This is a genomic window from Marinobacter sp. EVN1 (genome assembly GCF_000475375.1).
GTDB classification, from domain to species: domain Bacteria; phylum Pseudomonadota; class Gammaproteobacteria; order Pseudomonadales; family Oleiphilaceae; genus Marinobacter; species Marinobacter nauticus.
The window spans coordinates 1-22,994 of the sequence record NZ_AXCB01000014.1 but is presented as its reverse complement, the minus strand read 5'-3'; the positions used below and the strand labels follow the sequence as shown (position 1 = coordinate 22,994).

Sequence of the window (22,994 nt, the reverse complement as noted above, 5' to 3'; positions counted from 1 at the left end):
ATCGATCCTTTCGCGCGCCTGTCTGATGGCGCTTTTTCTTGTTCTGGTTTTCTCCTATTTGTTCTATCCCACCGCTGTCCGTGCCTCAGAGGCAGAGGCTATTGTCGATAAAACCATACGGGTTGCTTATGTCGAGTTTCCGCCGGTCACTTATCGGGATGACAGGGGCGAGCCTGCCGGAGAGTTTGTGGACATCACCCGCAAGGTGGCGGCAGAGGCGGGTTACCAACTGGAGTTTATCTACCTGCCGGTGGCACGCACCTACCTCTATCTGAAAAACGGCACGATTGATTTGTGGATGGGGCTAACCGACATTCCCGCTTTAAAAGACGACATTCTCGAAAGCTGGATCAGCCCGATTCCGGTGGAACTCAGTGCCTGGTTTCTCGAAGGCGTGCCGCCGGTGGATCATATGGATCGCCTGCGCAACAAAACCGTGATTCTGATCGGCGGCTATACCTATGCTGGCCTCAGAGACTGGCTGACCTCCCAGCCCGATATCCAGATTACCGAAGCACCGAACCATCGGTCCGGCCTCAATATGCTCAAGCGTCATCGCGGCGATTACCTGTTGGACTACCGGCAACCGGTCCAGCAAACCCTGAGCCGGAACGAAGATAACGAGATTCGCGAATCGGAAATGCGCAGCCGCAATGGCGCCTGGCTGTTTTCCCTGGCCAATCCGCGTGCGGCAGTTCTGCGTGAGGCCTTTGACGACGCTTACCTGCGCCTGGCCGAAAAGGGCGAAGTACCGCCGGTGCGGCGGTTTCAGCAAACCTACGTGGTGCCAGGATTCCCGGAGCAGTACCGGTAACACCGGCAGGCTTTAAAGCGTTGCCAGCACCCGAATGGCATTGGCCGCTGCCGCCGTCCGGTTTTCCACATTCATCTTCCGGAACACCTGCTCCAGGTGTTTATTCACGGTGCGGGGGCTCATCTCCAGAATCTGTCCGATTTCCCGGTTGGTCTTGCCATTGGCGATCCACAGCAGGACATCCGACTCCCGCAGGGTAAGATCAAAACGTTCCCGCAGCGCCGCTGAGGCGCTGTTCTGGTTCTGGGGTGTTTTCAGACGCAACAGGTATTCCTGGCCATCCACCAGGGCCAGATATTCAATGGAGCGGGGCGTGTCCAGTAACTGGATGGGCAGACTGTGGCCGGGATCTGGCCGGTGGCCCAGCCAGTCCTCAAGTTGTTCCCGTACTTCCTGAAAGTCCTCGTGATCCGGCGGCGGCAGGCAACGGCATACTTGCGGGGTACCCCACAGCAGGTTGCCCTCGCGGTCGACCGCAAACAGGTTCTGACCGGCGGTATCGAGCGCGCAACGGGCGCTGCGGGTCATTCTGGCGTTGGCCAGGTGCACCGCCATGCGGGCCAGTAACTCGGTGGTGTCGATGGGCTTGGTAACATAGTCCACGCCGCCGGCATTCAGGCCCATAACCACGTGTTCGGTATCGCTCAGGCCGGTCATGAAAATGATCGGAATGTCCGCGAAGGCGGGGTTTTCCTTGAGTCGCCGACACGTCTCGAAGCCATCCATATTCGGCATCAGCGCATCCATCAGCACCACATCGGGGGTGATGTTCTGGCTGATGGTCAGGGCCTGATTACCTTCCAGCGCCACCAGCACGGTCATGCCTGCTTCTTCCAGTGCATCATTGATCATGCGGATGGAATCAATGGCGTCGTCGACGACCAGTACCACGGTTTTGCGGTCATCAGGATGCTTCATGTTCGGCTACCTCAAGAAGTTCGAGAATCTTCTCGAACTGGAAATCGTTGGTGAATTTGGTGATCTCCTGAACGAAGGCGTCACTGGCGTCTCCGGCATACTGCAAGCTGTGCAGCGCCTCCAGCAGGCCCTTGCGGTGGCCGATTCTGGCCAGGTCCGCCAACGCCTCGCAGTGCTCCCGGGCGGGCAGTTCAAGCGCGCCGCTCGCTGGCAGCGGCAGTGCGGCCAGGGGCTCCGGGCTTTTCTCGAAGCGCCAGTCCAGGCCCATGACCCGGCCAATGGTGTCCAGCAGCAGGTTCAGTCGCACCGGTTTGATGATGTAACCGTCGTGCAGGCGCGGTGCCTCGGCGCTATGGTGGCCCTCGTTGGCGTCGGCCGAGACCATCACCACGGGCAGGTTGTATTTCATTCCCCTGAGCTCGGCCAGCACCTCCCAGCCGCTTTTCCCGGGCATCGACACATCGAGAAGAATCAGGTTGGGGCGCTCCTGTTCCACCCGTTCCGGAACGGTCATGGCATTGCCGGTGTCGCTGATTTCAAAGCCAAGTGGCGACAGCATGGCCCGGATCACCTGACGATGGGAGTCGTCGTCATCCACCAGCAGGATTTTCCGGCGGGCGCCATGGTAGCCGTAGATCCTGCGGGCCGGCGTCGAGATCGAGCGTGGGCTGGCGGAATGCAGGCTCGACAGCATCAGGCTGACCTTGAACACGCTGCCCTCGCCAGGTTCGCTCTCCACCGAGATGTCGCCACCCATGATTTCCGTCAGCAGCCGGGTGATGGTCAGGCCCAGGCCGGTTCCGGTGCGGCTCTGGCCGGGATTGCGGATACGCTCAAACGGCCGGAAGATGCGTTCGATGTTCTCTGCGGCAATGCCCTCGCCGGTATCACGCACAGTGAATTCCGCCACCTGGCTGCGGTAGCGGAGGGTCAGTGACACGCTGCCCTGGTCGGTGTATTTGATGGCGTTCGACAACAGATTGATCAGTATCTGGCGCAGGCGTTTTTCATCGGTGGTCACCAGCTCCGGCAGAGGGTGAGGGCAGTGGTAGTCGAACGCCAGGCCCTTTTCTTCGGCCTGAAGCCGGAACATGGTGACCAACTGCTCCATCAGCAACCCGATGCGTACCTGGTCCCGGTGCAGATCCAGCCGGCCCGCCTCAATTTTTGAGATATCCAGCAACCCTTCAATCAGATCCGCCAGGTATTCGCCGCTGCGGCGAATGACCCCCAGGGCTTCCTTGCGATGAGGCGGTACCGAGTCGTCGTTCTCCATGAGCTGGGCGTAACCGAGGATGGCGTTCAGGGGCGAGCGTAACTCGTGGCTGATTCCGGTCAGGTACCGGCTCTTGGCGCCATTGGCGGCCTCGGCCTGTTCCTTAGCCTGCTGCAGGGCCTGGTCGGTGCGTTCGTGGGCGACAATCTCCTCGGTCAGCAGGCGGGTCTGGCGCCGGGATTCCTCCTCTGCCACTACCCGGCTTTCATGTGCCAGTACAAACAGCCAGCAGATCACCCCGGTGACAATCACCAGAATGAAGAACACTTTCCACAGGGTGACAGACAGCAGCACAGCCTCGGCAAGCGAAGCCACCGGAGTCTTGAAGTAGATCAGCGACAGCAGCAGTGCGGAAAACCCGTTGATGACCACCAGCAGCGACAGGAAATGCCCGAGCCGGGAGCGCAGTGCCGACAGCAGTGGCGCCGGAAGAAACCGCCCGAGAAACTGCTGCATCTGCTCCTGGTAGCCGGCACCCGGTTTGCAGGCGTCCTCACAGCGGGCGTCCAGCGAACAGCACAGCGAGCAGATGGCGCCATCGTAGGCGGGGCAGTGGGTGACATCTTCCGGCTCGAAGCGGTGTTCGCAGATGCTGCACCCCACCAGTTGGTGATCGGTGGCGAGGGGCACAAACGGGCGGGCGGTGTAGAAACGCCCGCCGGTCTTCCAGGCAATCAGGGGCGCGGTGACCAGTGCCACCGCCAGGGCAATGAAATGGGAAAGGGCCTGGGCGTAGTCACCCAGTACCCCGGTGTGGCAGGTGATTCCCACCACCGAGGCGGTGATCATGGCACCCACGCCCACCGGATTGATGTCGTACAGGTGCGCCCGTTTGAATTCGATATGGGCCGGGCTCAGGCCCAGGGGCTTGTTGATCACCAGGTCTGCCACCAGGGCACCCACCCAGGCAATGGCGACAATGCCGTAGAACCCCAGGGTCTCTTCCAGTGCCCGATACACTCCAAGTTCCATTACCAGCAGGGCAATGGCGACATTGAACACCAGCCAGACCACCCGGCCAGGGTGGCTGTGGGTCAACCGGGAGAAGAAATTGGACCAGGCAATGGAGCCGGCGTAGGCATTGGTCACATTGATCTTGATCTGACACAGGATCACGAAGATGCCGGCCATCGCCAGCGAGAGCTCGGGGGAATGGGTGATGTAGTTGAACGCCACCAGATACATCTGGGTTGGGTCGGCCGCTTCTGTCGCGGAAATGCCCTGATTCAGTGCAAGCACGGCCAGAAAGGAGCCGGCCAGAATTTTTACCATGCCGATGACAATCCAGCCGGGGCCGCCGGCCATTACCGCCACCCACCAACGGCGCCGTTCCGGAGCATTGGTGGGCTCGGGAATGAAGCGCAGAAAGTCCACCTGTTCGCCAATCTGGGCAATCAGGGAGAACACCACCGCGGCGGCGGCCCCGAACAGCAGCAGGTCAAAGCCATTGTCGGCGGGCAGGCCCACGCCCTGGAACTGCGTCCAGTCGGTGATGGAAGAGGCATCTGCGTAGATGATGAACACGAAAGGCGCCAGCTGCAGCAGGATAAACAGGGGTTGGGTCCACACCTGAAAACGGCTGATGGTGGTGATGCCGTGGGTGACCAGAGGAATGATTACCACGGCGCAGATCAGGTAACCCAGTACCAGGGGAATGGCAAACAGCATTTCCAGCGCCATCGCCATGATGGCGGCCTCAATGGCGAAGAAGATAAAGGTAAAGGAGGCGTAGATCAGCGAGGTGATGGTCGAGCCGATGTAGCCGAAGCCGGCGCCCCGGGTCAGCAGGTCGATGTCCACCCCGTAGCGGGCGGCGTAGTAGCTGATCGGGATCGCGGTCAGGAAAATCACCAGGCTGACCGCGAGGATCGCCGCGACGGCGTTGTCGAAACCATAGTGCAGTGTAATGGAGCCGCCGATGGCCTCCATGGCCAGGAACGAGATGGCCCCCAGCGCAGTATGGCTGACCCGCGCAGCCGACCACCGGCGTGCACTTTTGGCGGTAAAGCGCAGGGCGTAGTCCTCCAGGGTCTGGTTGGCTACCCATTGGTTATAGCTACGCCGGACCCGAAAAATATTCTGTTTTACCGCCATTCCCGCCCTGCTCCTGGCCCGCCGGGCCGCCCTGAATTGGTGCGCGTTTGCTGCCGTCACGCACCGGATCAGAAAGCTGGAACAAGAACCGTGCCATAAACCGGTGCAACGGATGTGCGCCTTGGGGTTGCCTGCGGTTGTAACCTGTCTGACCTGGCACGGGTATGCGTCAAATGACGTACCACGCTGGGGTGAATGCCGAATGGGCACCCATGACAGGCCTGAGCAGAATGATTGACGTGGGCACTGTGCTTCCGGAGCGGAGCACGGTACCGGCTTTCAACCACTGCGAGGAATGACCATGGGAACCACAACCATTGCCGCCGGAGGGCGGAGTCACAAGAGCAAAGGGCTACGAAAGAGCCTGGCCACCCTGGCCGCATCCATCATGCTGGCCACGTCGGCCCAGGCGGCCACGCCGGCAACCGATGAGGTAAACACCACCGGACTGGCGGTCACTGACGACACCGTCAAGGTCGGTATCCTGCACTCCATCACCGGCACCATGGCTATCAGTGAGATTGGTTCGGTGCAGGCCGAGAAGCTCGCCATTGAGCAGATCAACGAGTCCGGCGGTGTCCTTGGCCGGCAGATCGAGTTTGTCCAGGAAGACGGCGCCAGTGACTGGCCCACCTTCGCGGAGAAATCCCGCAAGCTGCTTCGCCAGGACAACGTCGCGGCCATCTTTGGTGCCTGGACCTCGGCTTCCCGTAAAGCCATCCTGCCGGTCATCGAGCAGTACAACGGTATGCTGTACTACCCGACCTTCTACGAGGGTCTGGAGCAGTCACCCAACGTGATCTACACCGGCCAGGAAGCCACCCAGCAGATTCTGGCGGGTATCGACTGGGCGGTGAAAGAGAAAGGCGCCAAAACCTTCTACCTGCTGGGCTCGGATTACATCTGGCCCCGTACCTCCAACAAAATTGCCCGCAAGCACATCGACAAACTGGGCCTGAAAGTAGTGGGCGAGGAGTACTACCCGCTGGGCCACACCCAGTTCAACTCCGTGATCAACAAGATCAAGCTCAAGAAGCCGGACGTGATCTTTGCGTCGGTGGTGGGTGGTTCCAACGTGGCCTTCTACAAGCAGATGAAAGCCGCCGGTGTCGATTTCACCGACGAGAAGCCGCTGCTGCTGACTATCTCCGTCACCGAGGATGAAATCCGCGGTATCGGCGGCGAGAACGTGGAAGGTATCTACGCCTCCATGAAGTACTTCCAGAGCCTGGACAACCCCAATAACGAAGAATTCGTGGCCGCCTTCAAGGAAGCCTGGGGTGACGACATGGTGATTGGCGACGTGACCCAGGCGGCCTATCTCGGCCCGTGGCTGTGGAAGATGGCGGTGGAAAAAGCCGGCTCCTTCGACATCGACAAGATCCGTGAAGCCTCACCCGGTATCGAGTTTACCAAGGCACCGGAAGGCTATGTCCGCATCCACGAAAACCATCACCTCTGGTCCAAGACCCGCATCGGCCGCGCGAAAACCGATGGCCAGTATGAAGTGGTTTATGAAACCGACGAGCTGATGGAACCCGATCCGTTCCCGGAAGGTTACCAGTAAGCAGCCGTGGCCGGTGCCTTCGGGCACCGGCGTCCGGCTCGGACGCAAGCACGTGTTCTTAAGCGACGGGAGTAAGGGTCATGTTTGACGGATACACCACCAGCGAATTGATGTCGATTTTTGCCATGCAGGGCTTTGCCGGGCTGTCCCTGTTCTCGGTATTCGTACTGATGGCACTGGGCCTGGCGATCATTTTTGGTCAGATGGGGGTGATCAATATGGCCCACGGGGAATTCATGATCCTCGGCGCCTACACCACCTACCTTGTCTCCGGGTTTTTCCAGTCGGTCCTGCCCGGTCTGTTTGGCGGATACTTCTTCGTCGCCATCATTATTGCGTTTCTTATCTGTGCGGCCCTCGGGGCCTTTATCGAATGGGCCATGATCCGGCACCTTTACCGGCGGCCACTCGACACCCTGCTGGCCACATGGGGCCTGAGCCTGATCATGCAGCAAACCTACCGCTCCATCTTCGGGGCCCGGGAAGTGGGTGTGGAACTGCCGGAGTGGATGATGGGCGCCATCCAGGTTACCGATCTGGTGGAACTGCCCATCAACGGCTTGTTCGTGATGATCATTGCCCTGTCCATCGCCCTGGGGGTTTACCTGCTGATGTACCGCTCCGGCTGGGGCAAGAAGGTTCGTGCCGTGGTACAGAACCGCCCGATGGCCGAAGCCGTGGGCATCAACAGTGCCGGGGTTGACCGTATGACCTTCGCCCTGGGCTGTGGCATTGCCGGTATCGCCGGTGCGGCCTTTACCATGATCGGCTCTACGGGCCCGTCCTCCGGCCAGGCCTACATTGTCGATACCTTCCTGGTGGTGGTGTTCGGCGGTGCCCAGAGTCTGATTGGCACCATTGTCTCTGCTTTCGGTATTTCCCAGGCCCAGTCCACGATGGAGTTCTTCCTCAGTGGTTCCATGGCCAAAGTCCTCACCCTGCTGGTGGTCGTTGGCATCCTGATGCTGCGCCCGGAAGGCCTGATGGCGCTCAAGGTCCGTCGCTAGGAGACTGTCATGAAAAGCACTTCCCCTTTGAAATGGTTTGCCTCCCGAGAGGGACTCTACTATCTGGCACTGGCGTTGCTGCTGGTTGTCATCCTGCCGCTGGCGCTGGACCCGTTCCGCCTGAACATGGTGGGTAAATACCTCACCTACGCCTTCGTGGCCATCGGCCTGGTGATGTGCTGGGGCAAAGCCGGCATCCTCAGCCTGGGCCAGGGCGTGTTCTTCGGCCTGGGCGGCTACTGCATGGCCATGTTCCTGAAGCTGGAGGCCTCCACGCCGGAGGCCACGGCCATCCAGTCCACGCCCGGTATCCCGGACTTCATGGACTGGAACCAGCTGACCGAGCTGCCGTGGTTCTGGGAACCGTTCCACAGCTTCTCGTTCACCCTGCTGGCAATCGTCGGTGTGCCGGTGCTGCTGGCATTCATCATCGGTTTTGCGATGTTTACCCGCCGGGTGGGGGGCGTCTACTTCGCCATCATCACCCAGGCCATCGCCGCCATCCTGACCATTCTGATCATTGGTCAGCAGGGCTACACCGGGGGTGTCAACGGCATTACCGATCTGCAGACCCTGATGGGCTGGGACATCCGCACCGACGAGGCCAAAACCATCCTGTACTTCGTGTGCGTGGGCCTGCTGTTCGTGTGCCTGTTCGTGGCCCGGTTCGTCCAGAACCGCAAGCTCGGTCGCATCCTGGTGGCCATGAACGCCCAGGAAAACCGGGTGCGTTTCTCTGGCTATGACGTGGCCGCGTTCAAGATCTTCGTGTTCTGCCTGGCCGCCGCCTTTGCGGGCATTGGCGGCGCGCTGTTCACCCTGATTGTCGGCTTCATGTCGCCCTCGTTCATCGGCATCGTTGCCTCCATTGAAATGGTCATCTTCTGCGCCCTCGGGGGTCGCCTGTCGATTCTGGGCGCAGTCTACGGCGCGTTGCTGGTGAACGCCGCCAAGAGCGGCTTCTCCGAATCCTTCCCGGAATTGTGGCCGTTCGCCATGGGCGCGTTGTTCATCGGTGTGGTGCTGGCTTTCCCGAATGGCCTGGCCGGCCTGTACCAGACCTACGTGATGCCCCTGGAAGACCGTCTGTTCAAGCGCAAGCCGAAAGCAGCGGCGAGCACCCCGGCGAAGCCAGCGCCTGCTGCCCGCCAAGAGGAGGGCCGTGATTACGACCCGATGCTGGATCAATACAGCCCGGAGAAATCCTGATGAACGCAGCCAAAGCACAGAGCAAGGACTTCCTGCTCGCAGTCGAGGGCCTGACCGTCTCATTCGATGGCTTCAAGGCAGTGGATGATCTCTCGTTCTACCTGGACCCGAAAGAGATCCGGGTCATCATCGGCCCCAACGGGGCCGGCAAAACCACGGTACTGGACCTGATTTGCGGCAAGACCAAGGCGACCTCGGGGTCCATCAAGTTTGATGGCAAGGAGCTGACCAGGCTCAAGGAGCACCAGATTGTGCATTCCGGCGTTGGTCGCAAGTTCCAGACCCCGTCGGTGTTCGAGGACCTGACGGTGTTCGAGAACCTGGAGGTGTCTTATCCACAGGGCCACAGCGTGATGGGGGCGCTGGCCTTCAAACGCTCGGCTGAGGTGGTGGCTGCGGTGGAAGACGTGGCCGAGACCATCTTCTTGAAAGATGCCCTGGAGCAGCCGGCGTCGCTGCTCAGTCACGGCCAGAAACAGTGGCTGGAGATTGGCATGCTGCTGATCCAGAAGCCGGACCTCTTGATGCTGGATGAACCGGTGGCCGGCATGTCGGTGGCCGAGCGCAAGAAAACCGCTGAACTGCTGCGGCGCATTACCAAAGACCACACGGTGCTGGTGATCGAGCACGACATGCAGTTTGTCGGGGATATCGCAGACCGGGTCACGGTGATGCACCAGGGCAAGGTTCTGTCTGAGGGGTCCATCGAGCACGTGAAGTCGGACCCGAAAGTCATCGAAGTCTACCTGGGGCATTGATCATGCTGAGCGTCAAACAACATTCGGTGGCCTATGGCCAGAGCAGCATTATCCAGGACCTGAACCTGGAGGTGGGCAAGCAGGAAATCGTGGCGGTGGTTGGCCGCAACGGTATGGGTAAAACCACCCTGATGAAATCCCTGGTGGGTATGACCCCGAGCCGCGGTGGCCAGGTCACGCTGGATGGCACGGACCTGTCGAACCTGAAGAGCTTCCAGCGGGTGAGGGCCGGCATCGGGTTTGTGCCCCAGGGGCGGATGATTTTCCCGACCCTGACGGTGAAGGAAAACATCGAGACCGGTCTGGCCGCGGTGGGCGAGAAGAAAATTCCGGAAGACCTTTATGAGCTGTTTCCGGTGCTGAAGGAAATGCAGCACCGCCGGGGCGGCAACCTTTCCGGCGGGCAGCAGCAACAGCTGGCCATCGCCCGGGCCCTGGCGACCCGGCCTAAGGTGCTTCTGCTCGATGAGCCGACCGAGGGCATCCAGCCCAACATCATCAAGGACATTGCCAAGACCCTTCGGCGCATTCGCGATGAGCGGGGGCTGTCGATTGTGGTGTCGGAGCAGGTGTTGAGCTTTGTGATGGATGCGGCGGATCGGATTCTGGTGATCGAGAAGGGGGAGATTGTGCACGAGGAGCTTCGGGAAGAGGCGGATCAGGACAAGATTGCCAGTTATCTGGCCGTTTAGCTTTGTTGAGGGGGAATAAATATGAGACACGGTGATATTTCCAGCAGTAACGATACCGTCGGCGTGGCGGTGGTGAACTACAAGATGCCCCGGCTGCATACCAAAGCCGAGGTGCTGGACAACGCCCGCAAGATTGCGGACATGATCAAGGGCATGAAGGTGGGGCTGCCGGGGATGGATCTGGTGGTGTTTCCGGAATACAGCACCATGGGGATCATGTACGACAACGACGAGATGATGGAGACCGCCGCCACCATTCCCGGAGATGAGACAGCGATTTTCTCGGCGGCCTGCCGGGAGGCGAATACCTGGGGGGTGTTTTCGCTCACCGGCGAGCGCCATGAAGATCATCCCAACAAGGCGCCCTACAACACCCTGGTGCTGATCAACAATGAGGGTGAGATTGTCCAGAAATACCGCAAGTGCATTCCCTGGTGCCCGATTGAGGGCTGGTACCCCGGCGACACCACCTATGTGACCGAGGGGCCGAAGGGGATGAAGATCAGTCTGATCATCTGTGACGACGGCAACTACCCGGAGATCTGGCGCGACTGCGCCATGAAGGGGGCGGAGCTGATTGTGCGGTGCCAGGGTTACATGTATCCGGCCAAGGAACAGCAGATCATGATGGCCAAGAGCATGGCCTGGGCCAACAACTGTTACGTGGCGGTGGCTAATGCCTCCGGCTTTGACGGGGTGTATTCGTACTTCGGGCACTCCGCCATCATCGGCTTTGATGGTCGTACCCTGGGTGAATGTGGCGAGGAGGACATGGGGGTGCAGTACGCCCAGCTGTCTGTCAGCCAGATCCGTGACGCCCGCGCCAACGACCAGTCCCAGAACCACCTGTTCAAGCTGCTGCACCGGGGCTACACCGGCGTCCACAACTCCGGTGATGGCGACAAGGGCGTGGCCGATTGCCCGTTCGAGTTCTATCGCACCTGGGTGATGGACGCCCAGAAAGCCCAGGAAAACGTCGAGGCCATGACCCGCAAAACCGTGGGCACGGCGGAGTGCCCGGTGGGTGAACTGCCGTTCGATGGCAAGGAAAAAACTGCAGGGGCCTGAGCCCGGGAGACCGCGATGCCGTTTATCAATGAGCGGCTGGAAGCCAACCGGGAAACGCTGACAAGGAACCGGGCCGATTCAGGCCCGGTTCGTGTTTCCCGGTTCCGCTTTGAGCCGGACGCCGTAATGGCGAGCCTGCGGGCCAACATCGTGGGCCAGCAGCCGGCCCTGGAGGCGATGGAATCCATGCTGGTTCGGGTGAAGGCCGACATCGGTGAAGAGAACCGCCCGCTGGCGGTTCACTTGTTTCTGGGGCCGACCGGGGTGGGCAAGACTGAAACCGTACGGCTGATTGCCGAGGCCATTCATGGCAGCCGCGATGCCCTGTGCCGCATCGACATGAACACCCTGGCCCAGGAGCACTACGCGGCCGCGCTGACCGGCGCGCCGCCCGGTTATGTGGGCAGCAAGGAAGGCCACAGCCTGTTTGATCTTGAGAAGGTTCAGGGGTCGTTCAGCAAACCGGGGATTGTCTTGTTCGACGAGCTTGAAAAGGCCAGCAAGGAGGTCACCCGGACCCTGCTCAATGTGCTCGATACCGGCCGGCTGGTGTTCCCCTCCGGCAACCGGGAAATCGACTTCCGCAACACCCTGATCTTTATGACCAGCAACGCCGGAGCCCTGGAAGCGGAAGCGCACCATCATCGCTATCAGCGAGGCTGGCGCCGCTGGCTGGGGCTGGAGCCGGGCCCGCAGGAGCACCTTCGGGACAAGGCCCTGCGCCGGCATTTCGACCCGGAGTTCCTGAACCGGATTGACCAGATTCTTACGTTCAACCCCCTGACAGACCAGTGGCTGTATGCCCTTCTGGAGATCGAACTGGCCGGCTTGAACAGGCGCCTGGCCCGCAAACAGGCCTCGCTGGATTTGTCGGTGGAGCTGCGCAGTGTGTTGTGCCGCGATTACGACAGCCGCTATGGCGCCCGCGAGATGCTACGGGCGTTCCGCCAGAAACTGGAGCCGGCGCTGGCCCGTGCGTTGCTGGCGCATCCCGAGCATTCCTCATTTCTGGCCGAGCTTAAGGGGCAGGAGATCGTGGTGCGCCAATACGTCGAATGACGTAGGTGCCGGGGGCAATTCGCGAATACCGCGCCGGTGGCGTATCGCGGATAGTGAAACGGTCAGCGCAGGCGCCGTCGGGCACTGCGTTCCCAAGCTTAGACGCCGAACGCCAAGAACCAAGGAGCGACCGCTATGGCCGAAACACTCATCAAGATCGATTTGAGCAAATCCGCGTACGAGAACGAGAATATCCACAACCGCTGGCATCCGGACATTCCCATGGCGGCGACGGTCAAGCCCGGGGACGATTTCATCCTCGAGTGTTACGACTGGACCGGTGGCCAGATCAAGAACGACGACAGCGCCGACGACGTGCGCGATGTGGATCTGACCCAGGTTCACTTCCTGTCTGGCCCGGTGGGCGTGGAGGGCGCAGAACCCGGCGACCTGCTGGAAGTGGACATCCTCGACATCGGTGCCTTCAAGGACAGCCAGTGGGGCTTCAACGGTTTCTTCTCCAAGAAGAACGGCGGCGGCTTTCTGACCGAGCACTTTCCGGAAGCCCAGAAATCCATCTGGGATTTCAACGGCATGTTCACCAAATCCCGCCACATCCCTAACGTTGAATTCGCCGGCATGATCCACCCGGGCCTGATCGGCTGCCTGCCGTCCAAGGAAATGCTGGCGGAGTGGAACAAGCGCGAGAAAGAACTGTACGACACCGAGCCGGATCGGGTGCCGGGCCTGGCAAACCTGCCCTACGCCGACACTGCCCACCTGGGCAAGCTGGCGGGTGATGCCGCCAAAGAGGCGGCGCTGGAAGCCGCCCGCACCGTACCGCCCCGGGAACACGGTGGTAACTGTGACATCAAGGACTTGTCCCGTGGTTCCAAGGTGTATTTCCCGGTCTATGTGAAGGGGGCAGGCCTGTCGGTGGGCGACCTGCACTTCAGCCAGGGCGACGGCGAGATCACCTTCTGCGGCGCCATCGAAATGGCCGGCTGGATTCACCTGCGGGTGAACCTGATCAAGGACGGTATGGCCAAATACGGCATCAAGAACCCGGTCTTCAAACCCAGCAGCATCAAGCCGCGCTACGAGGACTATGTGATCTTCGAGGGCATCTCGGTGGATGAAGAGGGCCAGCAGCACTACCTGGACGTGCACGTGGCCTACCGCCAGGCCTGCCTCAACGCCATCAACTACCTGACCAAGTTCGGTTACACCCCGGCTCAGGGTTACGCGTTGCTTGGTTGTGCGCCGGTGGAAGGCCACATCAGTGGTGTGGTGGATGTACCCAACGCCTGCGCCACCTTGTGGTTGCCGACCGAGATCTTCGACTTCGACATCAACCCCACGGCGGAAGGACCGACCAGGAAGGTCACGCCGGGCACCGACGTACCCCTTTCACCGGACAAGGAGTAAGCCATGCCACTGTACGACTACAAATGCCGGGAACACGGGCTGTTCCAGGAACTGGGCGCCATGGCCGAAGCCGGTAACCCGGCCCATTGCCCCACCTGCAAGGCGCTGTCACCCCGGGTGATTGTGCTGCCGCCGGAGCTCCTGACCATGGACCCGGCCCGCCGCAACGCGGAGGCGCGGAATGAAAAGGCGAGCCACGAGCCCATCATCTCCACCGCCGACCAGCGGGCCCGGGACGCCGAGCACCGCAAGAGTTGTGGCTGCAAGAAAAAGTCGGACGGTAAACACATGCTGTTCTACACCGCCGACGGCAAGAAGATGTTCCCGTCCATGCGGCCCTGGATGATCAGCCACTGACCATTGCTTTCACGTGTTTGGCCCCCTTGAGGGGCCTTTTTTTATGGCCGATCAGCGGTTTTGCTCCAGGGTGAGATCGCCATACCAGGCCGTGGCCTGCTCGCCGGTGTTGTCGGCGTCGGTCATGATGGCCACGCCCACAATGGCGGGTGGTTCTTCGCCGAAGGCCTGCCGGTAATCTGCCACCAGGTCCCGGGTAACGGTCACCCATTCGCCCACCTGCGACGGCCCGGAGTTGACGGCAATCATCATGGTTTTGTCGGTGTAGGCGTTGGCGACCATGCTCTGCTCTGGTAGCTGATTGGCCCAGATGTAGTTCAGGGCGTTGCCGGGCAGGGTCTCGCCGAACAGCACTTCCACGGTCTTGCGCCTGGCCCGTTCAAAAAAGCCGGCCTTGTCCGGCTGAAACTCAAAGGCGACGTAGATGCGGGCAGGGTAGTCATCACCGGACTTTTCGCGGGCGTTGCCGGCTTCGTAGATGTTCGACACCTTCCAGCGCCATGACAGCGTGAGCGAGTCGCCGGGCACCAGCTCAACACGGGCAATCAGCCCGGAAGCGCTGGCGTCTGCGTCGGCACGGACCACCTGCTGGCCGTCGTCCGTGTCCAGGGTGTAGCGGGTATGTGTCTCGATGTTCGGAAAGGTCAGGGGCTCCCAGCCGTCCTCCAGTGAGGTCATGGTGGAGAACCGGGTTAGCCGGTCTGTTTCTGCCCACACCGGGCTGGCGGCGAGACCGAGCATCAGGGTACTGGCTAAAAGCAGCGAAATTCTCACATTTATTCCTCAATTCTGGCGGTCTGGAAATGGACAGGCTCTGTTGCAAAAAGTGCCTTGTCTTGGCGTATTCGTCCCTATATAGTGACCGGGTCCTTGGTTAACTACCATATATTGTGATCAAACTCTGATCATCTTGATCACAGGGTAGTCGGGAATCCGGTGAGAATCCGGAACTGACGCGCAGCGGTATTGGGGAACGAGCGTGGCAAGATGACACTGGCGCAAGCCGGGAAGTCGCCACGTTAGGCAGAGCTGAAAGGTTCACGCCCCTGAGTCCGAAGACCTGCCAGGGATCAGAAGCCCCCATGGGTTTCTGGACTGCACCTTCGCGATTCAAGGGTGAGCAGATTGGTCAGGCCTGCCCGTGTATTCGGGGCAAGGTGTGCCACTGCGTTCGCGAGGGTGAAACGGAACCAACGCGAATTCAGGAGAGCACCATGACAGCCACTGCCATTGCCGAACCCCCGGCCCCCGCGACCGATACCCAATCCCTGCAAGTTATCAAACGAAACGGCACCCTGGTGAGTTTCAACCCGGCCAAGATCAGTGTCGCGGTGACCAAAGCCTTCCTGGCGGTGGAAGGGGACCAGGCAGCCGGTTCCGCCCGCATCAACGACGCCGTGCACCGGGTTACCGAACAGGTAGTGCAGGCCATCAGCCGCCGCCTCAAGGCCGGTGGCAAGGTGCACATCGAAGACATCCAGGACCAGGTGGAACTGGCCCTGATGCGGGCCGAAGAGCAGAAAGTGGCCCGGGCCTACGTGCTGTACCGTGAAGAACACGCCCGCCAGCGCGCCGTGGACGAGCCGGTGGAAGCGCACCCGCACCTGACCGTGAAAAAAGCCGATGGCAGCATCGCCCCGCTGGACTTGGGCCTGATGAAGCAGCAGGTGGAACAGGCGGCTACCGGCCTGGACGGCATCAACGGCGATTCGCTGGTGGAAGATGCCCTGCGCAACCTCTACGACGGCATCGAAGAGACCGAAGTCCTGTCTGCCCTGATCATGACCGCCCGGGGCCGCATTGAACGGGAACCCGACTACAGTGCCGTAACCGCCCGCTTGCTGCTGGAACAGCTCCGGCTGGAAACAGCGGAAGCCCTGGACCTGCCCCGCAGTCTTCCGCTGGCAGAGATTTATCCACAGGCCCTGAGCGCCTTTGTTCACGCCGGTATCCGCTACGAACTGCTGGACGAAGCCCTGGCGGCCTTTGACCTGGAACGCCTTGGCAACGCCCTGAAACCGGAGCGCGACCTCCAGTTCGGCTTCCTGGGCCTGCAAACCCTGTACGACCGTTACTTCCTGCACTGGAACAAGGCCCGCCTGGAACTGCCCCAGGTGTTCTTCATGCGGGTGGCCATGGGCCTGGCACTGCGTGAGGACGACCCCAACGCCCGCGCCATCGAATTCTATGAGCTGCTGTCCAGTTTCGATTACATGGCCAGCACGCCCACCCTGTTCAACAGCGGCACCCGGCATTCCCAGCTGTCGTCCTGCTACCTGACCACGGTGGGCGACGACCTGGAAGGCATTTACGGGGCCATTCGCGATAACGCCCTGCTGTCGAAATGGGCCGGTGGTCTGGGCAACGACTGGACCCCGGTGCGGGCCCTGGGCTCCCACATCAAGGGTACCAACGGCCAGAGCCAGGGCGTGGTGCCGTTCCTGAAAGTGGTCAACGACACCGCCGTGGCGGTGAACCAGGGCGGCAAACGCAAGGGCGCGGTCTGTGCCTATCTGGAAAGCTGGCACCTGGACATCGAAGAGTTCCTGGAACTGCGCAAGAACACCGGCGATGAGCGCCGCCGTACCCACGACATGAACACCGCCAACTGGGTGCCGGATCTGCTGATCGAACGCATGCGCGAAGACCGTGACTGGACCCTGTTCTCCCCCAGCGATGTGCCAGATCTGCACGACCTGTACGGCAACGCCTTCCGCGAGCGTTACCAGCACTACGAAGCCCTGGCCGAGCAGGGCAAGATCAAGCTGTTCAAGAAAATTCCGGCCAAACAGCTGTGGCGCAAGATGCTCACCGTGCTGTTCGAGACCGGTCACCCCTGGATCACCTTCAAGGACCCCTGCAACCTGCGCTCCCCGCAGCAGCATCAGGGCGTGGTGCACAGCTCCAACCTGTGTACCGAAATCACCCTGAACACCAGCGCCGATGAGATTGCGGTGTGCAACCTGGGCTCGGTGAACCTGGCTGCCCACATCAAGGACGGCGAGCTGGACGTCACGCGCCTGGAGCGCACCGTGAACACCGCCGTGCGCATGCTCGATAACGTCATCGACATTAACTTCTACGCGGTGCCGCAGGCGCGCAATTCCAACCTGAAGCATCGCCCGGTGGGCCTGGGCCTGATGGGCTTCCAGGACGCCCTGTACCAGCTGGGCCTGCCGTACTCCAGCCCGGAAGCGGTGGAATTTGCCGACGTTGCCATGGAGCAACTCAGCTACTTCGCGTTGCGTGCCTCCGCCACGCTGGCCGGTGAACGGGGCGCCTACGACACCTACGAAGGCTCGCTGTGGAGCCAGGGCATCCTGCCGATGGATTCGGTGGGCCTGCTGAAGGACAACCGCCGGGACGGCGACCTGTCGCTCAATACCAACAGCCGCCTCGACTGGACCCCGGTGCGGGAGCTGATTGCCAAAAACGGCATGCGCAACAGCAACGTGATGGCCATTGCCCCGACCGCGACCATTTCCAACATCGTGGGCGTGTCCCAGTCCATCGAACCGGCGTACCAGAACCTGTTCGTGAAATCGAACCTGTCCGGCGAATTCACCGTGGTAAATCCCTCGCTGGTGCGTGATCTCAAGGCCGAAGGCCTGTGGGACAACGTGATGGTGAACGACCTGAAATACTTCGATGGCAGTGTGCAGCAGATCGACCGCATCCCCGCCGAGCTCAAGGCCCGCTACGCCACCGCATTCGAGATTGACCCGCGCTGGCTGGTGGAAGCGGCGGCCCGGCGCCAGAAATGGCTGGACCAGGCCCAGAGTCTGAACCTGTACATGGCCGAGCCCAGCGGCAAGAAGCTGGATGCCCTGTATCAGCTGGCCTGGGAGCGTGGCCTCAAAACCACCTACTACCTGCGCTCCCTGGGGGCCACTGGCGCCGAGAAGACCGCGCCGGTGTCGGCGCCACAGCCGCAGGTGTGCAGCATCGACAATCCCGACTGCGAAGCTTGTCAGTAACCATTTACTTATTTGGGAGGCACCCACATGCTGGACTGGGACGACGAACCAAAAGCGCAAACCACAGCCGCCGCCACCGGCGGCCCGGCGCCCGTGAATGTCGACGACAAGCGGGTGATTAACGGCGAGACCGACATCAACCAGTTGGCACCGTTCAAGTACCCCTGGGCCTGGGAGTACTTCATGAACGCCAACAAGAACCACTGGACGCCGCTGGACGTGAACATGGCGCAGGACGTTCACGACTACCACCACCGGCTGACGCCGGCGGAAAAACACGTGTACGAGAACGTGCTGGCGTACCTGACCACCTCCGACATCCTCGCCATGCGCAATATCGGCCTGGCGGTGATGGAGAAGATGAGCGCGCCGGAACTGCAGATCTACCAGGCCCGCCAGGTGTACGAGGAAGCGCTGCACACCTGGACCTACCAGCACTGCATCGAAACCCTGAACCTGGACCAGAGCGAGATCTACAACCGCTACCGCGTGGTGCCGGAGATCAACGGCAAAATCCAGCTGGCCAACCGCCGGCTGGACGCCGCCATGCGCTCCGACATGAACCTGCGCAACCCGGACGAGCTGCAGGACTTCGTGATGTCCTACCTGTTCTTCGCCGCCGTGTTTGAGGGCTGCTGGTTCTACAACGGCTTCAGCCCCATCTTCGCCCTGCAGCGCCGGGGCCTGATGCGGGGCACGGGCGAACAGTTGCAGTACATCCTGCGGGACGAAGCCATGCACTTCTCCTTCGGCCTGAAAGTGGTGAACCAGATTCTCGAGGAAGAGAAAATCACCCTGGAGCCGAAAGCGGTGCGCGATATGTGGGATGAATCCGAAGCCGCGGAAATGGCCTACGCCAACTACGTGCTGCGGGACCCGATCCTGGGTTACTCGGCGGAATACCACAGCGAACAGTTCCGCTTTGTGGCCAACCGCCGGGCCCGCACCGTGGGCCTGGAAGAGCCGTTCCCGGGGGCGAAGAACGTGTCGCCCTGGCTGGACGAGCAGGCCACCCTGCGCAAGGAGAAGAATTTCTTCGAAACCCGGGTGATTGAGTATCAGACCGGCGCGCAGCTGGAGTGGTAAGTTTCTGCTAGGCTAGTGCCATACGCACTGGCCTGGCCGATTCGCTTTGAGGCAACCACCATGACCGATCCTCGCACACCCATCTTCTGGCGCGACGCCCGCATGCCCCATGTGGAACTGCGCAAAGTCGCGGATGGGCGCGAGGTCTGTTATGCCCTGCACACCCACCGGCACTGGTCGATCGGGGCCATAACCGGCGGTGAAAGCACGTTCCTGTACCGCACCGACCAGTACCACGTTAGCGCCGGCACGCTGGTTTTGATGAACCCGGAATGGCCCCACGCCTGCAACCCCATTGATAACCAGCCCTGGGCGTATCTGATGCTGTACGTGGATACCGCCTGGCTGACCCGGCTCAGATTTGAAGCGGGCCTGTTGCCCAGCGAAGACTGGCAGGACCTGGACACGGCAGTGATCACCGACCCCCGCCAGTACCAGGACTACTGCACCATGGCCGATTGCCTGCTGGACCCGGGCCGGGACCTGCTGGAAAAGCAGAGCCGGGTTGCCGAGTATCTGCTGGACCTGATGCAGAGCCTGGCGGAAGCGCCGGCCCGGGGCATTCCGCGCCCCTCGGGCACCCTGGCCGCGGTGGCTGAGCACCTGGACAGCCACTGTACCGACGAGGTATCGCTGGACGACCTGTGCCGGCTCAGTGGCTACAGCCCGGGGCATCTGGTGCGGGCATTTCGGCAAAGCTACGGGTTAACGCCCCACGCCTACCTGATCAACCGCCGCATCCAGCACGGCCAGAGCGAACTGAAACGCGGCGTGAGTATTGCCGACGCGGCCCTCAACGCCGGCTTTGCCGACCAGGCGCATTTCCAGAGGACCTTCAAACGCGTGGTGGCGGCCACCCCGAACCAGTATCGCCAGCCCTCAGTCCAGCAGCAGGAACACGCAACTTCCGGCAAGTAACAGCGCCAGAACCCGGTTGAACCCGCGCAGGATTCGCGGCTGCTGCACCAGCCGGCGAAGCCCGACCCCGACATACACCCAACTGGCCAGCGACAGCCAGCAAATGGGCAGATACAGCCCCGCAAACAGCCAGAGCAGGGTGCTGTCGCCGCCCTCGGTAAACGCACTGATGCCCGCCACCGAAGCAAGCCAGGCTTTGGGGTTCAACCATTGCATCAGGGCGCCGGTGACAAAGCCGGGGGCCGGGCGTGCCTCATCCTCACTGAGATGGCCATCGGCGGTGGCCAGTTGGTAGCTCAAGTACAGCAAGAAGGCGACGCCAGCCCAGCTCAACCAGCGCTCGAACCCGGGCGCGTGTTCCAACAGCGAGTGCAGACCCAGGCCCACCGCCATAAACAGCGCGATAAACCCCAGAGTGGCCCCGGTGACAAACACCAGGCCCTGAGACACCGGATAGCGCGTGCCACTGCTCAGGCACACCAGATTGACCGGCCCCGGCGACACCGAAGCCACCAGGGCGAAGGCCGACATCGGCAGGATAATAGACAGACTCATAGCATCAGCACTCTGTGAACCAACGGAGGCGCCCAGTGTGCCCGGAGCCTTGTAACCGGTATTGAACAAAATTGCGGTGGCTCGCCGCCGGGCATTTGATTTATGTTGGAAGAACCCCGTACCCACCCAGAACGGATGAGGCCAATCCCATGAAAGTGGCGGTTTTCAGCACCAAACCCTACGACGAACAGTTCCTGGCACAGGCGAACCAGGCCAGCCACCAGCATGAACTGGTGTTCCTGGAACCACGTCTGAACGCGGCCACTGCGGCACTGGCCAAAGGCTTCGACGCCGTATGCGTGTTCGTGAACGACCAGGTGGACGCCAAGGTACTGGAACAGCTGGCCGCCGGCGGCACCCGGGCCGTGGCCCTGCGTTGCGCCGGGTTCAATAACGTCGACCTGAAAGCCGCCGAACGCCTGGGCATCGCCGTGGTGCGGGTACCGGCGTATTCCCCCTATGCGGTGGCCGAACACACCGTGGCCCTGATCCTCACCCTGAACCGGCAGATCCACCGGGCCTACCACCGCATTCGTGATGGCAACTTTGCGCTCGACGGCTTGCTGGGGTTCGATCTGCGGGGCCGCACCGTGGGTGTGGTGGGTACCGGCCAGATTGGCGTGGAAGTGGTGCGCATCATGCGTGGGTTCGGCTGCCGCGTGCTGTGTTACGACCTACACGCCAACCCGGAGGCGCAAACGCTGGGCGCGGAATATGTGAGCCTGGACGAACTGTTCCGGGAAGCAGACATTGTGACCCTGCATTGCCCGCTCACCCCGGACACCCATCACCTGATTGATGCCGCAGCCGTGGCCAAAATGAAAAAAGGCGTGATGCTGATCAACACCAGCCGGGGCGCCATGGTGGACACCGCCGCCATCATCGAAGGTCTGAAATCCGGCCAGGTGGGCTACCTGGGGCTGGACGTGTATGAGGAAGAAGGCGACCTGTTCTTCGAAGATCTTTCCAATATCGTGCTGAAAGACGACGTGTTCGCCCGTTTGCTGACGTTCCCGAATGTGGTGATCACCGGCCACCAGGCGTTTTTCACCCGCAACGCCCTGGAAAGCATTGCCCACACAACACTCAGCAACCTGACGGACCTGGAAACCGGCGGCGAATGCGCCAACCGGGTGCTGGCCGCCAACGGCAGCACCTGAACTGAGACAAGTCGCCCGCGCCTTCGTACAATGCCGCCATGCCCAGACCCTTCTACAGAACCGGCCCCGACCACCGCGCCGGGGCGCCGGTCAGCTTTCTAGACGTGCGCCGGCGGTTCCAGTTTCGATCCGTCGAGATTGGCCGCTGGGTGACCGAGCCTGAAAAACAGCGCAGTGCCGCCCTGTTCTACGATGCCCTGTGCGACCTGATGACCATCCTCGGCGGCACCGAAAGCCTGATCTCCCTGCGCGGCACTTTGGCCCTGCAATACGGCATTGGCGGTCGCCCGGGGGTGTCTGCCCATTACACCCCCGCCACCCGCAGCTTCGCCCTGGCCAAAAACGCCGGCCCCGGCAGCATCGCCCACGAATGGTTTCATGCCTTCGACCACTACATCGGCGACAAACTGTTCCCCCAAGTACCCCGGGGCCAGTTCGCCTCCCGCCAATGGCTCACCCGCCAGGACGCCATCCAGCACCCGCTGAACCAGCGCCTGCAAGCCTGCTACCAGGCCATCCTGCTGGACGACACCGGCCAAGACCCCAGCCCCCTGTTCCAGAACTCCGCAAAAGCCGACAAAGCCGCCGGCGTGCACTACTACAGCCAGCCAGAAGAACTCTGTGCCCGAGCCTTCGAAGCCTTCATCCAGGATGCTGCAGTGAAGAACGCCTTTCTGGTGAAAGGCACCAAAGAGAGCGAAGAAGCCCGCCTGGGGCTATATCCACAGGGCGAACAGCGCGACCAGATAAACGCCGCCTTCCGAACCTACTTCCATTCCCTGGGCCGCGCGTTGCAGCAAAAACCGGCATAAAAACCGGAGTTATACGAACGCGTTCGCAAAACCCCGGGCAGCCTCCGGAAATTGTTGCTAACCTTCTGATAAGTTTGAAAAGGAAAAACAGGGCGGGCGGAGTTATACGCCCCCAACCTGGAGCAGGGGTGGCTCGAACACGGGCGTATAACTCCGGCGGTAGCCGTGGTGGGTTCAGGTAATCTGCTGATTTTATTCGCGAAGCTGGGGTTTGCGAGGGCCGCGAGCTTTGGAGTTATACGAATGCGTGTTATACGAACGGGTTCGTATAATTAGCTGTTATTGGTCTTGGCCTTCAT

The 22,994-nt window shown here is 61.2% G+C and carries 19 protein-coding genes and 1 riboswitch; of the genes, 15 read left to right on the top strand and 4 right to left on the bottom strand.

Features of this window, described 5'->3' with window-relative positions:
- The first annotated feature begins 25 nt into the window (after positions 1 to 25).
- Positions 26 to 814, top strand: coding sequence for a substrate-binding periplasmic protein (locus Q674_RS27345; RefSeq protein ID WP_227501192.1), 789 nt, complete (start codon positions 26 to 28; stop codon positions 812 to 814).
- 12 nt (positions 815 to 826) lie between these two features.
- Here the strand turns inward: Q674_RS27345 and Q674_RS27340 are convergent, their stop codons facing one another.
- Both Q674_RS27340 and Q674_RS27335 read right to left on the bottom strand, forming a co-directional pair.
- On the bottom strand, positions 827 to 1,732 hold the full coding sequence (locus Q674_RS27340; protein WP_023008415.1) for a response regulator: 906 nt from the start codon (positions 1,730 to 1,732) through the stop codon (positions 827 to 829).
- Entirely contained in the window at positions 1,719 to 5,102 is a 3,384-nt protein-coding gene (locus tag Q674_RS27335) for an ATP-binding protein (protein WP_023008414.1), read from the bottom strand. Before Q674_RS27335 ends, Q674_RS27340 begins: the two co-directional genes overlap by 14 nt.
- 301 nt (positions 5,103 to 5,403) lie before the next feature.
- Here Q674_RS27335 and urtA point away from each other — a divergent pair, with 301 nt between their 5' ends.
- The 9 genes from urtA (at position 5,404) to Q674_RS27290 (ending at position 14,187) form a co-directional block, all read left to right on the top strand.
- Positions 5,404 to 6,669: an urea ABC transporter substrate-binding protein gene (urtA, locus tag Q674_RS27330; protein ID WP_011787268.1), complete on the top strand. Its 1,266-nt coding sequence runs from the start codon at positions 5,404 to 5,406 to the stop codon at positions 6,667 to 6,669.
- Positions 6,670 to 6,749: 80 nt separating this feature from the next.
- The gene (gene urtB / locus Q674_RS27325; RefSeq protein WP_011787267.1) at positions 6,750 to 7,676 is read left to right on the top strand and encodes an urea ABC transporter permease subunit UrtB; all 927 of its coding nucleotides are present in this window, start codon (positions 6,750 to 6,752) and stop codon (positions 7,674 to 7,676) included.
- 9 nt (positions 7,677 to 7,685) lie between these two features.
- Positions 7,686 to 8,885, top strand: coding sequence for an urea ABC transporter permease subunit UrtC (gene urtC, locus Q674_RS27320; protein WP_023008413.1), 1,200 nt, complete (start codon positions 7,686 to 7,688; stop codon positions 8,883 to 8,885).
- Complete coding sequence (urtD, locus tag Q674_RS27315; RefSeq protein WP_023008412.1) at positions 8,885 to 9,643, top strand: urea ABC transporter ATP-binding protein UrtD; 759 nt, start codon at positions 8,885 to 8,887, stop codon at positions 9,641 to 9,643. Before urtC ends, urtD begins: the two co-directional genes overlap by 1 nt.
- Before the next feature lie 2 nt (positions 9,644 to 9,645).
- The gene (gene urtE / locus Q674_RS27310) at positions 9,646 to 10,335 is read left to right on the top strand and encodes an urea ABC transporter ATP-binding subunit UrtE (RefSeq protein WP_011787264.1); all 690 of its coding nucleotides are present in this window, start codon (positions 9,646 to 9,648) and stop codon (positions 10,333 to 10,335) included.
- Positions 10,336 to 10,356: 21 nt separating this feature from the next.
- A complete protein-coding gene (locus tag Q674_RS27305) occupies positions 10,357 to 11,403 on the top strand; it encodes an aliphatic amidase (protein ID WP_014423120.1) in 1,047 nt (348 codons plus the stop codon).
- A gap of 15 nt (positions 11,404 to 11,418) precedes the next feature.
- Positions 11,419 to 12,462 (top strand): AAA family ATPase, encoded by a 1,044-nt coding sequence (locus Q674_RS27300; RefSeq protein WP_023008411.1) that lies wholly within the window; start codon positions 11,419 to 11,421, stop codon positions 12,460 to 12,462.
- Positions 12,463 to 12,597: 135 nt separating this feature from the next.
- Positions 12,598 to 13,830: a formamidase gene (fmdA, locus tag Q674_RS27295; RefSeq protein ID WP_023008410.1), complete on the top strand. Its 1,233-nt coding sequence runs from the start codon at positions 12,598 to 12,600 to the stop codon at positions 13,828 to 13,830.
- Positions 13,831 to 13,833: 3 nt separating this feature from the next.
- A complete protein-coding gene (locus Q674_RS27290; RefSeq protein ID WP_023008409.1) occupies positions 13,834 to 14,187 on the top strand; it encodes a zinc ribbon domain-containing protein in 354 nt (117 codons plus the stop codon).
- A gap of 51 nt (positions 14,188 to 14,238) precedes the next feature.
- Here Q674_RS27290 and Q674_RS27285 read toward each other — a convergent pair whose 3' ends face one another.
- The gene (locus tag Q674_RS27285) at positions 14,239 to 14,928 is read right to left on the bottom strand and encodes a DUF3047 domain-containing protein (protein WP_051993036.1); all 690 of its coding nucleotides are present in this window, start codon (positions 14,926 to 14,928) and stop codon (positions 14,239 to 14,241) included.
- Positions 14,929 to 15,072: 144 nt separating this feature from the next.
- A riboswitch (cobalamin riboswitch) is annotated at positions 15,073 to 15,270 on the top strand.
- A 131-nt stretch (positions 15,271 to 15,401) separates the two neighbouring features.
- On the opposite strand from Q674_RS27285, the gene Q674_RS27280 reads away from it, so the two are divergent.
- From Q674_RS27280 to Q674_RS27270, 3 genes are read left to right on the top strand one after another with little or no spacing between them, the layout of a single operon-like run.
- Positions 15,402 to 18,164, top strand: coding sequence for a ribonucleoside-diphosphate reductase subunit alpha (locus Q674_RS27280; RefSeq protein ID WP_023008407.1), 2,763 nt, complete (start codon positions 15,402 to 15,404; stop codon positions 18,162 to 18,164).
- Positions 18,165 to 18,191: 27 nt separating this feature from the next.
- Entirely contained in the window at positions 18,192 to 19,250 is a 1,059-nt protein-coding gene (locus tag Q674_RS41060) for a ribonucleotide-diphosphate reductase subunit beta (protein WP_023008406.1), read from the top strand.
- 60 nt (positions 19,251 to 19,310) lie between these two features.
- Positions 19,311 to 20,168, top strand: coding sequence for an AraC family transcriptional regulator (locus tag Q674_RS27270; RefSeq protein WP_031209935.1), 858 nt, complete (start codon positions 19,311 to 19,313; stop codon positions 20,166 to 20,168).
- On the opposite strand, the gene Q674_RS27265 is transcribed toward Q674_RS27270, so the two are convergent.
- The gene (locus tag Q674_RS27265) at positions 20,130 to 20,723 is read right to left on the bottom strand and encodes a LysE family translocator (RefSeq protein WP_031209933.1); all 594 of its coding nucleotides are present in this window, start codon (positions 20,721 to 20,723) and stop codon (positions 20,130 to 20,132) included. The two genes, Q674_RS27270 and Q674_RS27265, sit on opposite strands and share 39 nt — an antisense overlap.
- A gap of 149 nt (positions 20,724 to 20,872) precedes the next feature.
- Here Q674_RS27265 and Q674_RS27260 point away from each other — a divergent pair, with 149 nt between their 5' ends.
- Both Q674_RS27260 and Q674_RS27255 read left to right on the top strand, forming a co-directional pair.
- A complete protein-coding gene (locus Q674_RS27260; protein ID WP_023008403.1) occupies positions 20,873 to 21,883 on the top strand; it encodes a 2-hydroxyacid dehydrogenase in 1,011 nt (336 codons plus the stop codon).
- A gap of 38 nt (positions 21,884 to 21,921) precedes the next feature.
- Positions 21,922 to 22,695, top strand: a complete 774-nt coding sequence (locus tag Q674_RS27255; protein ID WP_023008402.1) for a CLCA_X family protein — start codon at positions 21,922 to 21,924, stop codon at positions 22,693 to 22,695.
- Positions 22,696 to 22,994: the final 299 nt, after the last annotated feature.

What these genes read in the sequence shown, in the direction of transcription:
- Q674_RS27290 (WP_023008409.1), top strand. Translation starts at nt 13,834, where the DNA reads ATGCCACTGTACGACTACAAATGCCGGGAACACGGGCTGTTCCAGGAA.
- Q674_RS27335 (WP_023008414.1), bottom strand. Translation starts at nt 5,102, where the DNA reads ATGGCGGTAAAACAGAATATTTTTCGGGTCCGGCGTAGCTATAACCAA.
- urtA (WP_011787268.1), top strand. Translation starts at nt 5,404, where the DNA reads ATGGGAACCACAACCATTGCCGCCGGAGGGCGGAGTCACAAGAGCAAA.
- Q674_RS27260 (WP_023008403.1), top strand. Translation starts at nt 20,873, where the DNA reads ATGAAAGTGGCGGTTTTCAGCACCAAACCCTACGACGAACAGTTCCTG.
- Q674_RS27255 (WP_023008402.1), top strand. Translation starts at nt 21,922, where the DNA reads ATGCCCAGACCCTTCTACAGAACCGGCCCCGACCACCGCGCCGGGGCG.
- Q674_RS41060 (WP_023008406.1), top strand. Translation starts at nt 18,192, where the DNA reads ATGCTGGACTGGGACGACGAACCAAAAGCGCAAACCACAGCCGCCGCC.
- Q674_RS27265 (WP_031209933.1), bottom strand. Translation starts at nt 20,723, where the DNA reads ATGAGTCTGTCTATTATCCTGCCGATGTCGGCCTTCGCCCTGGTGGCT.
- Q674_RS27345 (WP_227501192.1), top strand. Translation starts at nt 26, where the DNA reads ATGGCGCTTTTTCTTGTTCTGGTTTTCTCCTATTTGTTCTATCCCACC.
- urtB (WP_011787267.1), top strand. Translation starts at nt 6,750, where the DNA reads ATGTTTGACGGATACACCACCAGCGAATTGATGTCGATTTTTGCCATG.
- urtD (WP_023008412.1), top strand. Translation starts at nt 8,885, where the DNA reads ATGAACGCAGCCAAAGCACAGAGCAAGGACTTCCTGCTCGCAGTCGAG.
- urtC (WP_023008413.1), top strand. Translation starts at nt 7,686, where the DNA reads ATGAAAAGCACTTCCCCTTTGAAATGGTTTGCCTCCCGAGAGGGACTC.
- Q674_RS27285 (WP_051993036.1), bottom strand. Translation starts at nt 14,928, where the DNA reads ATGCTCGGTCTCGCCGCCAGCCCGGTGTGGGCAGAAACAGACCGGCTA.
- Q674_RS27340 (WP_023008415.1), bottom strand. Translation starts at nt 1,732, where the DNA reads ATGAAGCATCCTGATGACCGCAAAACCGTGGTACTGGTCGTCGACGAC.
- Q674_RS27270 (WP_031209935.1), top strand. Translation starts at nt 19,311, where the DNA reads ATGACCGATCCTCGCACACCCATCTTCTGGCGCGACGCCCGCATGCCC.
- Q674_RS27300 (WP_023008411.1), top strand. Translation starts at nt 11,419, where the DNA reads ATGCCGTTTATCAATGAGCGGCTGGAAGCCAACCGGGAAACGCTGACA.
- urtE (WP_011787264.1), top strand. Translation starts at nt 9,646, where the DNA reads ATGCTGAGCGTCAAACAACATTCGGTGGCCTATGGCCAGAGCAGCATT.
- Q674_RS27280 (WP_023008407.1), top strand. Translation starts at nt 15,402, where the DNA reads ATGACAGCCACTGCCATTGCCGAACCCCCGGCCCCCGCGACCGATACC.
- fmdA (WP_023008410.1), top strand. Translation starts at nt 12,598, where the DNA reads ATGGCCGAAACACTCATCAAGATCGATTTGAGCAAATCCGCGTACGAG.
- Q674_RS27305 (WP_014423120.1), top strand. Translation starts at nt 10,357, where the DNA reads ATGAGACACGGTGATATTTCCAGCAGTAACGATACCGTCGGCGTGGCG.